12 protein-coding genes and 4 pseudogenes are annotated in these 13,208 nt (G+C 70.5%); 11 read left to right on the top strand and 5 right to left on the bottom strand.

The window, feature by feature from the left end:
* Positions 1 to 3: 3 nt before the first annotated feature.
* A complete protein-coding gene (locus ABZ818_RS01200) occupies positions 4 to 822 on the top strand; it encodes a serine hydrolase domain-containing protein (RefSeq protein ID WP_361408862.1) in 819 nt (272 codons plus the stop codon).
* Here the strand turns inward: ABZ818_RS01200 and ABZ818_RS01195 are convergent.
* Positions 791 to 1,239 (bottom strand): annotated as a pseudogene (locus ABZ818_RS01195) (ATP-binding protein). The gene ABZ818_RS01200 and the pseudogene ABZ818_RS01195 sit on opposite strands and share 32 nt — an antisense overlap.
* A 96-nt stretch (positions 1,240 to 1,335) precedes the next feature.
* Here ABZ818_RS01195 and ABZ818_RS01190 point away from each other — a divergent pair.
* From ABZ818_RS01190 to ABZ818_RS01180, 3 genes and pseudogenes are all read left to right on the top strand, one after another.
* Positions 1,336 to 2,185: pseudogene (locus ABZ818_RS01190) on the top strand (helix-turn-helix transcriptional regulator).
* On the top strand, positions 2,145 to 2,414 hold the full coding sequence (locus ABZ818_RS01185) for a DUF397 domain-containing protein (RefSeq protein WP_361408859.1): 270 nt from the start codon (positions 2,145 to 2,147) through the stop codon (positions 2,412 to 2,414). Before ABZ818_RS01190 ends, ABZ818_RS01185 begins: the two are co-directional and overlap by 41 nt.
* Positions 2,395 to 3,117, top strand: a pseudogene (locus ABZ818_RS01180) (DUF262 domain-containing protein); the annotation flags it as partial. The gene ABZ818_RS01185 and the pseudogene ABZ818_RS01180, both read left to right, overlap by 20 nt.
* A gap of 15 nt (positions 3,118 to 3,132) precedes the next feature.
* On the opposite strand, the pseudogene ABZ818_RS01175 reads toward ABZ818_RS01180, so the two are convergent.
* Together ABZ818_RS01175 and ABZ818_RS01170 are read right to left on the bottom strand one after the other, a co-directional pair.
* Positions 3,133 to 3,447, bottom strand: a pseudogene (locus ABZ818_RS01175) (type I restriction endonuclease subunit R); the annotation flags it as partial.
* A 107-nt stretch (positions 3,448 to 3,554) separates the two neighbouring features.
* A complete protein-coding gene (locus ABZ818_RS01170; protein ID WP_361409587.1) occupies positions 3,555 to 4,211 on the bottom strand; it encodes a pirin family protein in 657 nt (218 codons plus the stop codon).
* Positions 4,212 to 4,312: 101 nt separating this feature from the next.
* On the opposite strand from ABZ818_RS01170, the gene fasR reads away from it, so the two are divergent.
* The 5 genes from fasR (at position 4,313) to fabF (ending at position 9,286) form a co-directional block, all read left to right on the top strand.
* Positions 4,313 to 5,518, top strand: a complete 1,206-nt coding sequence (gene fasR, locus ABZ818_RS01165; RefSeq protein WP_361408856.1) for a fatty acid biosynthesis transcriptional regulator FasR — start codon at positions 4,313 to 4,315, stop codon at positions 5,516 to 5,518.
* Between the two features lie 89 nt (positions 5,519 to 5,607).
* Complete coding sequence (locus tag ABZ818_RS01160; protein ID WP_361408853.1) at positions 5,608 to 6,525, top strand: ACP S-malonyltransferase; 918 nt, start codon at positions 5,608 to 5,610, stop codon at positions 6,523 to 6,525.
* Positions 6,526 to 6,547: 22 nt separating this feature from the next.
* A complete protein-coding gene (locus ABZ818_RS01155) occupies positions 6,548 to 7,579 on the top strand; it encodes a ketoacyl-ACP synthase III (RefSeq protein ID WP_361408850.1) in 1,032 nt (343 codons plus the stop codon).
* Between the two features lie 100 nt (positions 7,580 to 7,679).
* The gene (locus tag ABZ818_RS01150; RefSeq protein WP_003989952.1) at positions 7,680 to 7,928 is read left to right on the top strand and encodes an acyl carrier protein; all 249 of its coding nucleotides are present in this window, start codon (positions 7,680 to 7,682) and stop codon (positions 7,926 to 7,928) included.
* A gap of 86 nt (positions 7,929 to 8,014) precedes the next feature.
* The gene (gene fabF / locus ABZ818_RS01145; RefSeq protein ID WP_361408845.1) at positions 8,015 to 9,286 is read left to right on the top strand and encodes a beta-ketoacyl-ACP synthase II; all 1,272 of its coding nucleotides are present in this window, start codon (positions 8,015 to 8,017) and stop codon (positions 9,284 to 9,286) included.
* 113 nt (positions 9,287 to 9,399) lie between these two features.
* Here the strand turns inward: fabF and ABZ818_RS01140 are convergent, their stop codons facing one another.
* Positions 9,400 to 9,894 (bottom strand): DUF3145 domain-containing protein, encoded by a 495-nt coding sequence (locus ABZ818_RS01140; RefSeq protein ID WP_326802325.1) that lies wholly within the window; start codon positions 9,892 to 9,894, stop codon positions 9,400 to 9,402.
* Between the two features lie 255 nt (positions 9,895 to 10,149).
* Here ABZ818_RS01140 and ABZ818_RS01135 point away from each other — a divergent pair, with 255 nt between their 5' ends.
* Both ABZ818_RS01135 and ABZ818_RS01130 read left to right on the top strand, forming a co-directional pair.
* Positions 10,150 to 11,031 (top strand): SGNH/GDSL hydrolase family protein, encoded by an 882-nt coding sequence (locus ABZ818_RS01135; RefSeq protein ID WP_361408842.1) that lies wholly within the window; start codon positions 10,150 to 10,152, stop codon positions 11,029 to 11,031.
* A gap of 56 nt (positions 11,032 to 11,087) precedes the next feature.
* The gene (locus ABZ818_RS01130; RefSeq protein WP_361408839.1) at positions 11,088 to 12,059 is read left to right on the top strand and encodes an aldose epimerase family protein; all 972 of its coding nucleotides are present in this window, start codon (positions 11,088 to 11,090) and stop codon (positions 12,057 to 12,059) included.
* Positions 12,060 to 12,248: 189 nt separating this feature from the next.
* On the opposite strand, the gene ABZ818_RS01125 is transcribed toward ABZ818_RS01130, so the two are convergent.
* The gene (locus ABZ818_RS01125; protein WP_361408836.1) at positions 12,249 to 13,058 is read right to left on the bottom strand and encodes an EI24 domain-containing protein; all 810 of its coding nucleotides are present in this window, start codon (positions 13,056 to 13,058) and stop codon (positions 12,249 to 12,251) included.
* Positions 13,059 to 13,208: the final 150 nt, after the last annotated feature.

Genomic DNA, 13,208 nt, shown 5'->3' with positions numbered 1-13,208 from the left:
GTCATGTCGTTGAACTCCCTGGCGTCGATCGAGAACTGGCCGGTCCCCACCGCGGCGGCGGGCGTGGTCCGCGCGGACGGCACGGTCCTGGGCACCCACGGCCCGACCGCGCGGCCCTTCCCGCTGGCCTCGGTCACCAAGCCGCTGGCGGCGTACGCGGTGCTCGTCGCCTACGAGGAGGGCGCGATCGAGCTGGACGAGCCGGCCGGTCCGCCCGGCGCGACCGTCCGCCATCTGCTCGCCCACACCTCGGGCCTGGCCTTCGACGAACACCGGGTGACCTCCCCGCCCGGCGAGCGGCGGCTCTACTCCAACGCCGGCTTCGAGCAACTCGGCGACCATGTGGCCAAGGCGACGGACATCCCGTTCGCCGAGTACCTGCGCCAGGCGGTCCTGGAGCCGCTGGGCATGACACGGACGACCCTGGAGGGCTCCCCGGCGAAGGACGGGGTGTCCACGGTCGACGACCTGCTCCGCTTCGCCGCCGAGATCCAGGCCCCGCGCCTGCTGGACCCGCGCACGGTCGCGGAGGCGATGACGGTGCAGTACCCAGGCACCAAGGGCGTCCTGCCGGGCTACGGCCACCAGAACCCGAACGACTGGGGCCTCGGCTTCGAGATCCGCGCCTCCAAGTCCCCCCACTGGACGGGCACTTCCTCCTCCCCTCGCACCTTCGGCCACTTCGGCCAGTCGGGCACGTTCCTGTGGATCGACCCGGCCGCGGGCGCCTCCTGCGTAGCCCTGACCGACCGCGCCTTCGGCCCCTGGGCCATCGAGTCCTGGCCACCGTTCACGGACGGGGTCCTGTCCGAGCTGCGCTGACGCCGTCGGCCAGACACTCGATCCAGACCGTCTTGCCGCGCCCGTCGGGACGGACGGTGACTCCCCACCGGTCGGTGACGGCCGCCACGAGCACCAGCCCGCGTCCGCCCTCCGCGAGGGGACCGCCGTTCGCCCGCACGGGCAACTCCGGGCATTCGTCGACGACTTCACCCGCACCCCGCCCGGCTGCAGCAGGAAGCAGATACGACAACGTCGGCCGGGCACATGCCGTACGACATTGGCGACCAACTCGGTGAGCGCCAGCTCGGCGGCATCGGCCACGCCGTCCAGTCCCGAGCCGGCGAGATAGAGCCGCAGGATGCGGCGCAGATGCCGGGCCGAGTGCTCACCGACGGCGAACTCGGCGCGGTACCCACTGTCGGTGTCCGCCCCGCGCGGATCAGCTACGTGATTCACACCACGACTCTGCCGACTGTGCGCTTACGCTTGACTACGTAACGAAACGAACGCCGTGAGGCGTTGCAGTGCGTAGTTCCGAAGTGAGGTGCCGCCGTGGCCAACATCCAGACGCTCTGACCCGACCGCTTCCCCGCTCGACTACTACGGCTGGGAACTGCGCCGCCAGCGCGAGGCACACGGCCTCAAACAGGGCCAGCTCGGCGACATCATCTTCTGCACGGGATCGCTGATCGGCCAGATCGAGACCACGAGGAAGGTGCCCACCCGCGACTTCTCCGAGCGCGTCGACGCAGCCCTCGGCACGGACGGCCTGTTCTCCCGCCTGATCGGCCTGGTGCTCCGCAGCCAACTTCCCAGCTGGTTCCAGCCGTACGCCGAGATGGAGGCCAAGGCCACGTACATCTCCACGTACCAGGCGCAGTTGGTGTACGGGCTGCTGCAGACGGAGGAGTACGCGCGGGCGGTACTGGCCGTGGACCAGCGCAGCAAGGTGGATGAGATGGTGGCTGCCCGGATGGAGCGTCAACGCATCCTTGAACGCAACCAACCGCCAGCGCTCTGGGTCATCCTGAGCGAGGCCGCGCTACTGCTGGAAATCGGTGACCGGGATGTCATGCGTCGGCAACTCATGCACGTGTTGTGCTCCCAGGAGGATCCATGGGTACAGATCCAGGTTCTCCCGTTCTCAACAGGTCAACACACCGGCATGATGGGCACGTTCACCCTGCTGCGGTTCGACGACGACCCCGATTTCTTCTACATGGACGGCTACGACCAAGGTCACATGACGGCCAATCCTGAGGTGATCAAGGAGCGTTCGGTCGGATACGCTCGATTGCAAGCCTCAGCCCTCTCCCCCGAGGAGTCGGCGAGACTGATCACCCACGTGATGGAGGAACGCTATGCGACCCCGCACAGCACCGAGGAACGTCGAGTGGCGTAAGTCGAGCTACAGCGGAAGCAACGGCGGCGAATGCGTGGAGTGCACTGTCGCCGACGGCGCCGCCTGGCGCACGTCCTCGTGCAGCAGAAACACCGGCGGTGATTGCGTCGAGGTCGCCGACGGCTGCCCCGCTGGCGCCGTCCCGGTCCGCGACAGCAAGAATCCGTCCGGGCCGGTGATAACGGTCGGCGTGGGAGCCTGGCAGGCGTTTGTCAACGGCCTGCGGTAATCCGCAGACCTGCCCGATTGTCAGTGGCACCCCCTACTCCCGACTGCGTGGCCGCTCGTGCGGCGGAGGCCGTCAGGCAGGGGGATGCTCGTTGGGAACGTCATCGACGTCTGCGGCTCGGGTACGCGCGCCCGAGCCCACGATCGCGCCCATCACTTCACTCGCGACGCGGGTCCTGTCGGGCGACATCGTTTTACCCAAGTTCCAGCGGGCTTTCGTCTGGTCTCCGCAGCAGATCCTGTACCTGCTCGACTCGGTGCGCCGGAACTATCCCATCGGCAGCGTCCTGATGTGGTGCACCACGGCCAAGCTCGCCAGCGGGCACGAGATCGCGGGCCTGGACACCGTGCCGCAGCACGAGGGTGCTCCCGTGCACTACGTGCTGGACGGCCAGCAGCGGCTCGCCAGTCTGGTAGGAGCCCTGCATGGCTCCGGACCTACATGGGACATCGCGTACGACTTGAAGCGGGAGGAGTTCCTGCACCTGACGGAGGACGCCCCGACCGACCCGCACATCATGCCGGTACGGCATCTGACCTCGGTCGGCGCGATGATGTCATGGATCCGGCGCGACAACCCTCCGGTGGAACTCCAGGAGCGCGCCCAGGCATTGAGTGATCAGTTCGCTCACTACCAAGTGCCCATCGTGACGCTGTTCGACGTCTCTGAGGAGGATTCGGCCCGGATCTTCGAGCGGATCAACAGCACGGGCACGTGCGTTGGTGGCGTACGCGAAGGACAGCCCCAGCTTGCGCGCGTAACAGCGCGCCTGCTCCACGCCGTTCTCCTCGCTGAGGCGGTACCGCTTGGCCTCCACCACAGCGATCGGTACATCGGGGATGTACTCAAGGACATAGTCGGCAGCGAGAGCGGCACCCCTCTTGTGGCGCCTACGGGTCGGCACCAGTCGCCCGTCGTTGATCCGATACTGCGGACGGATCTGTTTCTCGCCCCACCCCGCTACTCGGAGAGCAGGAAGGACGAACCGCTTGCACGTCTCGTCCTCATTCAAGTCGTACGCGTTGATCCCCATGACGACAGGTGTACTTCATGGCTCTGACAAATGGGCCGGAACAGCGGAATCAGGACAGACACCGGCCAAGGGTCAGTGCCGACCCTCAACCACAGCAACACTGCGGCTCAGCCCGCTCCCATCTCCCACATCAGCAGCTCCGCGTTCGTCAGTGCCAGCGTCTCGATGTCTCTGGCGGATGTGATGCGGGCCGCGTCCCCTGGACCCAGCTTTTCGGCGCCCAGGCGTACTTCGCCGCGTACGACGTGGACGTACACGTATGCCGCGTCCGGAATCGCCGTGCGTTCGGTCGGGGTGAGGCGGCGTACGTGGAGCATGGCGCCGGCCTCCGGGATGGCGTAGGGGGTGGAGTCGGCGATGCCGTGGACGAGTTCGTAGCAGGGGGTGCCCCCGGGTTCCAGGGGGGCCAGCCAGGTCTGGACGAAGGTCAGGGGGGCGGGGCCCGCGTTGCGCTCCACGTGGTGGACGCCGCCCGCCGAGCTCAGGCGCTGCACGTCGCCGGGGCGGACCACCGTCTCGTGGCCCGTGGAGTCGCGGTGGGTCAGCTCGCCCTCGACGACCCAGGTGACGATCTCGGTGTGGCTGTGCCGGTGCTCGTCGAAACCGGCGCCGGGGACCAGGTGTTCCTCGTTGCAGGCGATCATCGCGCCGAAGCGGAGGTTGTCCGGGTCGTAGTGCGGGCCGAAGGAGAAGGCGTGCCGGGAGGTGATTCCGGCAGCCGGCTCGCCGCCCTCGTAGCGCTCTGCCGCGCGCCATACTTCCATCGTCACGCGGACCACCGTAGTCCCCGGCCGTGACGGGCCGGAGCAGCCCAGCCCCGACCCGGCGACACGCACGCACGTCCGGATGAGGCAGTCTTGTCCCCGTGCCCGAACCCGAATCCCGCCAGGCCGAAGCCGCGGCCCACTCCGTCCATCCGCACTCCGCGACCCTGAAGAGACTGGAGAAGTCCTCCGGGTCGCTGGCCGCGCAGGCGATCGCGCGGATGGACGAGACGCTGCCGTGGTACCGGGCGATGCCCCCGGAGAACCGTTCGTGGATCGGGCTGGTCGCCCAGGCGGGCATCGCCGCCTTCACCGAGTGGTTCCGGCACCCGGACGCGCCCCAGGCGATCTCCACCGATGTGTTCGGGACCGCGCCGCGCGAACTGACACGGGCGATCACGCTGCGGCAGACCGTGGAGATGGTGCGCACCACGATCGAGGTCATGGAGTCGGCCATCGACGAGGTGGCGGCGCCGGGGGACGAGTCCGTGCTCCGGGAGGCGCTGCTCGTCTACGCCCGCGAGATCGCCTTCGCCACCGCCCAGGTCTACGCGCAGGCCGCCGAGGCACGCGGTGCCTGGGACGCCCGACTGGAGTCCCTGGTCGTCAACGCGGTGCTCAGTGGGGAGGCCGACGAGGGGGCCGTGTCGCGGGCCGCGGCCCTGGGCTGGAACTCCCCCGAACACGTGTGCGTGGTGCTCGGGACCGCGCCCGACGGGGACTCCGAATTGACCGTGGAGGCCATCCGGCGGGCCGCCCGGCACGCCAAGCTCCAGGTGCTCACCGGGGTGCTCGGGGACCGGCTGGTGGTGATCGCGGGCGGGAGCGACAACCCGCTGGCGGTGGCCAAGTCGCTGATCGGGCCCTTCGCCGCCGGGCCGGTCGTCGCCGGGCCGGTCGTGCCGGACCTGCTGGCCGCGACCCGGTCCGCACAGGCCGCCGCGGCCGGGCTGAAGGCGTGTTCCGCCTGGCAGGACGCACCGCGGCCGGTGCTGGCGGACGATCTGCTGCCGGAGCGCGCCATCGCCGGCGACCCGGGCGCGCGGGAGCAGTTGGTAGAGGAGATCTACAGACCGCTGGAGGAGGCCGGCTCCGCGCTGCTGGAAACTCTCAGCGTCTATCTGGAGCAGGCGAGCAGTCTGGAAGGCGCGGCCAGGATGCTCTTCGTTCACCCGAACACCGTGCGCTACCGGCTCCGACGTGTGACTGACGTCACCGGTTGGTCACCCTCCGATGTACGATCCGCGTTCACCCTGCGGATCGCACTGATCCTGGGGCGTCTGGCCGACGGAGATCCCCAGGCCTAGGCTTTTGTCGGGGGCCCACAAAACCCCTTGCCGTTCTTCGTCCCTGTCCCCACGGGCGGCCGCGGCCGTCCCCAAGAGAGAGTGTGAGAGTGCTCGTACTCGTCGCTCCCGGCCAAGGCGCCCAGACGCCCGGCTTCCTGACTCCCTGGCTCGAACTGCCCGGCGCCGCCGACCGTGTGGCCGCCTGGTCCGACGTCATCGGCCTGGACCTCGTGCACTACGGCACGCAGGCCGACGCGGACGCGATCCGCGACACCGCGGTGGCCCAGCCGCTGCTGGTCGCCGCGGGGCTCCTGTCGGCCGCGGCACTGGGTGACACCGGCGCGGACGTGGTCGCGGGCCACAGCGTCGGCGAGATCACCGCCGCCGCGTTCGCGGGCGTCCTGGAGGACACCGCCGCGCTGACCCTGGTCCGCCGCCGGGGCCAGGCCATGGCCGAGGCCGCCGCGATCACCGAGACGGGCATGTCCGCGCTGCTGGGCGGCGACCCGGACGTGTCCACCGCGCACCTGGGCAAGCTGGGCCTGACCCCGGCGAACGTCAACGGCGCGGGCCAGATCGTGGCCGCCGGCACCATGGAGCAGCTCGCCGCGCTGAGCGAGGACAAGCCCGAGGGCGTACGCAAGGTCGTCCCGCTGAAGGTGGCCGGCGCCTTCCACACGCACCACATGGCCCCCGCGGTCGAGAGGCTGGCGGAGGCCGCCAAGTCGCTCTCGCCCGCCGACCCGAAGGTCACCTACGTCTCCAACAAGGACGGCCGGGCCGTGCACAGCGGCGGCGAGGTCGTCGAGCGGCTGGTCGGACAGGTCGCCAACCCGGTCCGCTGGGACCTGTGCATGGAGACCTTCAAGGAGCTGGGCGCCACCGCCCTGATCGAGGTGTGCCCCGGCGGCACCCTGACCGGTCTGGCCAAGCGCGCGCTGCCCGGCGTGAAGACGCTGGCGCTGAAGACCCCCGACGACCTCGACGCGGCCCGCGAGCTCATCGCCGAGCACGCGAGCGCCTGACGCCTTTAAGGAGCCGACGAGCATGTCGAAGATCAAGCCCAGCAAGGGTGCCCCGTACGCGCGCATCCTCGGTGTGGGCGGGTACCGGCCCACACGCGTGGTGCCCAACGAGGTGATCCTCGAGAGGATCGACTCGTCCGACGAGTGGATCCGCTCGCGCTCGGGCATCGAGACCCGGCACTGGGCGTCGCCCGAGGAGACCGTCGCGGCGATGTCGATCGAGGCCTCCGGCAAGGCGATCGCGGACGCCGGGATCGACGCCTCGCAGATCGGCGCGGTGGTCGTCTCGACGGTCTCGCACTTCAGCCAGACCCCGGCCATCGCCACCGAGATCGCGGACAAGCTCGGCACGGACAAGGCGGCCGCCTTCGACATCTCGGCGGGCTGCGCCGGCTTCGGCTACGGCCTCACCCTGGCCAAGGGCATGGTCGTCGAGGGCTCGGCGGAGTACGTGCTGGTCATCGGCGTGGAGCGGCTCTCCGACCTGACCGACCTGGAGGACCGGGCCACGGCCTTCCTCTTCGGCGACGGAGCGGGCGCGGTCGTGGTCGGCCCCTCGCAGGAGCCCGCGATCGGCCCGACCGTGTGGGGCTCGGAGGGCGACAAGGCCGAGACCATCAAGCAGACCGTGTCGTGGGACCGCTTCCACAGCGGCGACGTGTCCGAGCTTCCCGTCGACAGCGAGGGCAACGTCAAGTTCCCCGCGATCACGCAGGAAGGCCAGGCGGTGTTCCGCTGGGCCGTGTTCGAGATGGCGAAGGTCGCCCAGCAGGCGCTGGACGCGGCCGGGATCACCCCGGACGAACTGGACGTCTTCATCCCGCACCAGGCCAACGTGCGGATCATCGACTCGATGGTGAAGACGCTCAAGCTGCCGGAGCACGTCATGGTCGCCCGTGACATCCGCACCACCGGCAACACCTCGGCCGCCTCGATCCCGCTCGCGATGGAGCGGCTCCTGGCGACCGGCGAGGCGAAGAGCGGCGACACCGCGCTCGTCATCGGCTTCGGGGCGGGTCTCGTGTACGCCGCGACGGTCGTTACCCTCCCCTAGGCACTCCGTGCCGGATCATGCTTCCGGTGCGGGACCGCACACCCCTGCCGCTGACGCGGTGGGCGCCACACCCTCTGGAAATCTACGAAGGAGCGCCGACATGGCCGCCACTCAGGAAGAGATCGTCGCCGGTCTCGCGGAGATCGTGAACGAGATCGCCGGGATCCCGGTCGAGGACGTCCAGCTGGACAAGTCCTTCACCGACGACCTGGACGTCGACTCGCTGTCCATGGTCGAGGTCGTCGTCGCCGCCGAAGAGCGCTTCGACGTCAAGATCCCCGACGAGGACGTCAAGAACCTCAAGACGGTCGGCGACGCGACCGACTACATCCTCAAGCACCAGGGCTGATCGACCGATCACAGCCTTGGGTTGACTGCCCCGCCACCCGGCGGTGGCGCCGTACGAATCCTCGTTCCGTTGGAGAAAGAATTCCCGTGAGCTCGACCAATCGCACCGTGGTCGTCACCGGTATCGGCGCAACCACACCGCTGGGTGGCGACGTAGCCTCTACCTGGGAGGGCCTGATCGCCGGCAAGTCCGGCGTGAAGCCCCTGACCCAGGAGTGGGCGGCCGACCAGGCCGTCCGTATCGCCGCTCCGGTGGCCGTGGAGCCGACCGAGGTCATCCCGCGGCCGCAGGCCCGCCGTCTGGACCGCTCGGCGCAGTTCGCGCTGATCGCGGCCCAGGAGGCCTGGAAGGACGCCGGTTTCACCGGCAAGGCCGGTGAGGACGGCTCCGTCGACCCGGACCGGCTCGGCACGGTCGTCGCCTCCGGCATCGGCGGCGTGACCACTCTGCTGGACCAGTACGACGTGCTGAAGGAGAAGGGCGTCCGCCGTGTCTCCCCGCACACCGTCCCCATGCTGATGCCGAACGGCCCCTCGGCCAACGTGGGCCTGCTCGTGGGCGCCCGCGCGGGCGTGCACACGCCGGTCTCCGCGTGTGCCTCGGGTGCCGAGGCCATCGGCTACGCCATCGAGATGATCCGCACCGGCCGTGCCGACGTCGTCGTCGCCGGCGGTACGGAGGCGGCGATCCACCCGCTGCCCATCGCCGCGTTCGGCAACATGATGGCGATGTCGAAGAACAACGAGGACCCCGAGGGCGCCTCGCGCCCCTACGACGTCGACCGGGACGGCTTCGTCCTCGGCGAGGGCGCGGGTGTGCTCGTCCTGGAGTCCGCCGAGCACGCCGCCAAGCGCGGTGCCCGCGTCTACGCGGAGGCGGTCGGCCAGGGCATCTCCGCCGACTCCCACGACATCGTCCAGCCGGAGCCGGAGGGCCGGGGCATCTCGCACGCCCTGCAGCACCTGCTCGACAGCACCGGCCTGGACCCGGCGGAGATCGTGCACGTGAACGCGCACGCCACCTCGACGCCGGCGGGTGACATCGCCGAGCTGAAGGCGCTGCGCAAGGTCTTCGGCGACCACGCCGACCACATCGCGGTCTCCGCGACCAAGTCGATGATCGGCCACCTGCTCGGTGGCGCGGGCGGTGTGGAGTCGGTGGCCACGGTGCTGGCGCTGTACCACCGGGTGGCTCCGCCGACCATCAACGTCGAGAACATCGACCCCGAGGCCGAGGCGAACGCGGACGTGGTCCGCGGGGAGGCGCGCAAGCTGCCCGCCGAGGGCCGTATCGCCGCGCTGAACGACTCGTTCGGCTTCGGCGGGCACAACGTGGTGCTGGCGTTCCGGACGGTCTGAGAACGCCCGGCAGCGGATGTCCGAAGGGCCCCCACCGATCGGTGGGGGCCCTTCGGCTCTGCAAGGAACGTCGTGGTTGTGGGAGCCTCGGATCCGGGAGTGGTCCGAAGTCGTCAGACCACCTGGTGCAGCCAGCGGACGGGAGCGCCTTCACCCGCATAGCGGAACGGCTCCAACTCGTCGTCCCAGGGCTTGCCCAGGAGCTTGGCGAGTTCGGCCTCCAGGTCGGTCTCGCCGCGCTGGGAGCGCAGCAGGGCGGCGCGCAGCCGGTCCTCGGGGATGAGGATGTCGCCGTGGATGCCGGTGACGGCGTGGAAGATGCCGAGGTCGGGGGTGCAGCTGTAACGCTCGCCCTCGGCGGTGGGGCAGGGCTCGGCGGTGACCTCGAAGCGCAGCAGCTGCCAGCCGCGCAGCGCGGAGGCGAGTTTGGAGGCGGTGCCGGGCTGGCCCTGCCAGGAGAACTCCGAGCGCCAGGTGCCGGGCGAGGCGGGCTGCCGGATCCAGTCCAGGCTGACGCGCGTACCGAGCACCCCGGCGACGGCCCACTCGACGTGCGGGCACAGCGCGCGCGGCGCGGAGTGCACGTACAGAACTCCACGTGTCGTCACCGGGACCTCCGGACAGAGCGGGACATGGTGCGGGCGGGCGGACAGCGGTGGCGTTGAGGCCACGTTGATGGCGAGGCTACCGTGAGACGGGGCAAGGAGTGTGACGTACCGTCGGTCCCAGTGCCAGGAAACGCCCTCCATTCACCCAGGGGGACGCTTGTACGGGTGCGAGCCCCCCACTCGAGTGGGGGCGGGAACCCTCGCGCGTTCTCATGGAGGGGAGCACTTCACGACGATCGAGGGGATCACCAGGGCATGCGGAAACGACGTCACCGTACCCGGGCCGCTCACGCCGTCGTGGCGGCGGCCGTACTGGCCACGGCGGGCTGCAACGCCGTCGGCCTGGAGGCCGGGGCCGGAGCCTCCCGCCCGCCCGCGGCACCGCCACCGGTCTGGAACACCAGCCCGGACTCGATCGCCGCGGTCGGCGACTCCATCACCCGCGGCTTCGACTCCTGCATGGTGCTGACGGACTGCCCGGAGGCGTCCTGGGCGACGGGCAGCGACGCGTCGGTCAACAGCCTGGCGGTGCGGCTGCTCGGGTTGACCGGGGCGGCCCAGCGCAGCTGGAACTTCGCGGTGACCGGGTCCCGGATGGCCGATCTGAACAGCCAGATGGCGCAGGCCGCGCGGAAGAAGCCGCAGCTGGTGACGGTGATGGCCGGAGCCAACGACGCCTGCCGGGACTCCCTGGACGCCATGACACCAGTGGCGGTCTTCCGGGCCGAGTTCGAGGCCGCGATGGACACACTGCGTCAGGCCCTGCCCAAGACACAGGTGTACGTCTCCAGCGTGCCGGACCTCAAGCGGCTGTGGTCCGAGGGCCGGACGAACGCGCTGGGCAAGCAGATCTGGAAGCTCGGCATCTGCCCGTCCATGCTGGGTAACGCCGACGCGCTGGACGCGGCGGCCACCGAGCGGCGCGACACGGTGCAGGCCCGGGTGCGGTCGTACAACGAGGTGCTGAAGGAGGTCTGCGCGAAGGACCACCGCTGCCGCTTCGACAACAACGCGGTCTTCGACTACCGCTTCGGCACCGACCAGCTCAGCCGCTGGGACTGGTTCCACCCGAGCCGCAACGGCCAGGCCCGGATCGCCGAGATCGCCTACCGGACCGTCACCGCGAAGACCCCCTGAAAGGCCCCCGAAGAGCCCCTGAATGCCTCCTGACGACAGGACTTAGGGTTTTCCCCATGAGCGAACTCTTCGGCACGCTGGCCGACGGCACCGAGGTGCACCGCTGGACGCTGGAGCGGGCCGGGGTGCGGGTACGGGTGCTGTCGTACGGCGGGATCGTGCAGTCGGTGGAGGTCCCGGACCGGGACGGGCGCCCGGCGGACGTGGTGCTGGGCTTCCCCGGCCTGGACGGCTACCTGGCCCACCCCGAGCCGTTCCTCGGCGCGCTGATCGGGCGGTACGCCAACCGGATCGCCGGGGGCCGCTTCCCGCTGGACGGGCGGACGTACGCGCTGGAGCAGAACGAGGACGGCAATTCGCTGCACGGCGGTGACGGCGGCTTCGACAAGCGGATGTGGGAGGCGGCGCCGGTCGAGCACGGTGTGCGGCTCAGCCGGGTCAGTCCGCACGGCGAGGAGGGCTTCCCGGGCCGCCTGGAGGTCTCGGTGACGTACACCCTGGACGAGGCGGGCGCCCTGCACCTCGCCTACACGGCGGTCACGGACGCGCCGACCGTCGTCAACCTCACCAGCCACTCGTACTGGAACCTCGGCGGCTCCGGCGGCGCGGGCAGGCACGAACTGCGGCTCGCCGCCTCCCGGTACACGCCGGTGGACGCGGATCTGATCCCGACCGGTGCCCTCGACGAGGTGGCGGGCACCCGCTTCGACTTCCGGGAGACGCGGGAGGTGGGCTCCGGCTACGACCACAACCTGGTCCTCGACAAGGGCGTCACGGACGAGCCGGTGCAGGTCGCAGAGCTGCACGATCCGGCGAGCGGCCGGGTCCTGACGGTGGCGACGACCGAGCCGGGCCTCCAGCTCTACACCGGCGACCATCTCCCCGCCCCCTTCGCCCCGGGCGACGGGATCGCCCTGGAGACCCAGCACTTCCCGGACTCCCCCAACCGCCCCGGCTTCCCGAGCACCGAGCTCAGGCCGGGCGAGGTCTTCCGCTCGCGGACGGTGTACGGCTTCTCGGCGCGCTGAGGGCGCCGGCCCAGCCCCGGCCCAGGGGTCAGGTCCCGGACCGGGGCTGCCGGTGGGCAGACTCGGCCCGGACCCGACGTTAACCGCCTGCAGGGAGAAGCCGGCCGGTCATCGGGCACTGTGCCGCGATCTCGTACGAACCCTTCACAAACGCGGGCGGCTTCGCCCGGCTGTGCCGGGGTCCCCGCGTCAGGCGGGCGCCGGCGACTGCGACGGCGGCGGCGTCCGGGGTGCCGGGGTGACCGCGTCGTCGGTCTCCTCGTCCAGCAGCTCACGGGCGAGCAGGGTGGCGCCCGCGACCGCGCCCGGCATCAGGAACACCGCCACGAACGGCACCAGGAAGGCCAGGGCGAGCGGGGCGCCGAAGCCCCAGACCAGCAGCTTGCGGGAGCGCAGCAGGGCCAGACGGTCACCGAGCCCGACGCCCCGGCGCTGGAGGGCGACGGCGGCGAGCTCCTCGGTCAGGAAGAAGCCGGTGACGAAGAAGCCGAGCACCGGCACGACCGTCTGCCCGACGAACGGCAGGAAGCCCAGCGCGAAGAGCAGTACGCCCCAGAGCGCGGCCCGCACGACGATGCGCAGGCTGTCGCGGGCCGACATCCACAGGTCGCGCCAGAGCGGCAGGCCGGACTCGGGCGCCGTGCCGTCGGGCGACACGTCCCGGTCCACCTGTTCGGACAGGCTCTCGTAGAAGGGCTGGCCGATCAGGAGGGTGACCGCGGTGAAGGTGACCACGGCGAGGAGCAGCCCCAGGGCGAACAGCACGGCGGTGAGCAGGCCGCGGAAGAGGCCGGTCCAGGGCCCCGGCCAGTCGTCGGCGAAGGGGGTGGCCCAGGTGACGGCGTCGCCGCCCCCCAGCGCGAGCGCGGTGAGCGCCGCCGCGTACAGCACCAGCGTGATCAGACCCGGGAGCAATCCGAAGCGGTACGACTGCCCGTGCCGGGTCATCCAGCGCTGGCCTTTGAGGAGATGGGCGAAACCGGCCCCGAGGTCACGCATGGGAAAACTGTATGCGGGGCCCGCGCCCGCCCAACCTCCGGGTGCGCGCCCGCTCGTCCTCCGGGTACGCGGCCCGTTGAGTCGAACGGCCGGGCGCCGCCGTACCGATCGGAGGGACGCACTGTGTCGCCAGCGTGCACCGGCCAGGTT

The organism is Streptomyces sp. NPDC047453 (assembly GCF_040643155.1).
Taxonomy (GTDB): Bacteria; Actinomycetota; Actinomycetes; order Streptomycetales; family Streptomycetaceae; genus Streptomyces.
This window is presented reverse-complemented; position numbering and strand designations above follow the sequence as displayed.

Bases quoted from the DNA above. Each gene is read 5' to 3' on its own strand.
- ABZ818_RS01135 (WP_361408842.1), top strand. From the start codon at position 10,150: ATGCGGAAACGACGTCACCGTACCCGGGCCGCTCACGCCGTCGTGGCG.
- ABZ818_RS01200 (WP_361408862.1), top strand. From the start codon at position 4: ATGTCGTTGAACTCCCTGGCGTCGATCGAGAACTGGCCGGTCCCCACC.
- ABZ818_RS01155 (WP_361408850.1), top strand. From the start codon at position 6,548: ATGTCGAAGATCAAGCCCAGCAAGGGTGCCCCGTACGCGCGCATCCTC.
- ABZ818_RS01185 (WP_361408859.1), top strand. From the start codon at position 2,145: ATGCGACCCCGCACAGCACCGAGGAACGTCGAGTGGCGTAAGTCGAGC.
- ABZ818_RS01150 (WP_003989952.1), top strand. From the start codon at position 7,680: ATGGCCGCCACTCAGGAAGAGATCGTCGCCGGTCTCGCGGAGATCGTG.
- ABZ818_RS01130 (WP_361408839.1), top strand. From the start codon at position 11,088: ATGAGCGAACTCTTCGGCACGCTGGCCGACGGCACCGAGGTGCACCGC.
- ABZ818_RS01125 (WP_361408836.1), bottom strand. From the start codon at position 13,058: ATGCGTGACCTCGGGGCCGGTTTCGCCCATCTCCTCAAAGGCCAGCGC.
- ABZ818_RS01170 (WP_361409587.1), bottom strand. From the start codon at position 4,211: ATGGAAGTATGGCGCGCGGCAGAGCGCTACGAGGGCGGCGAGCCGGCT.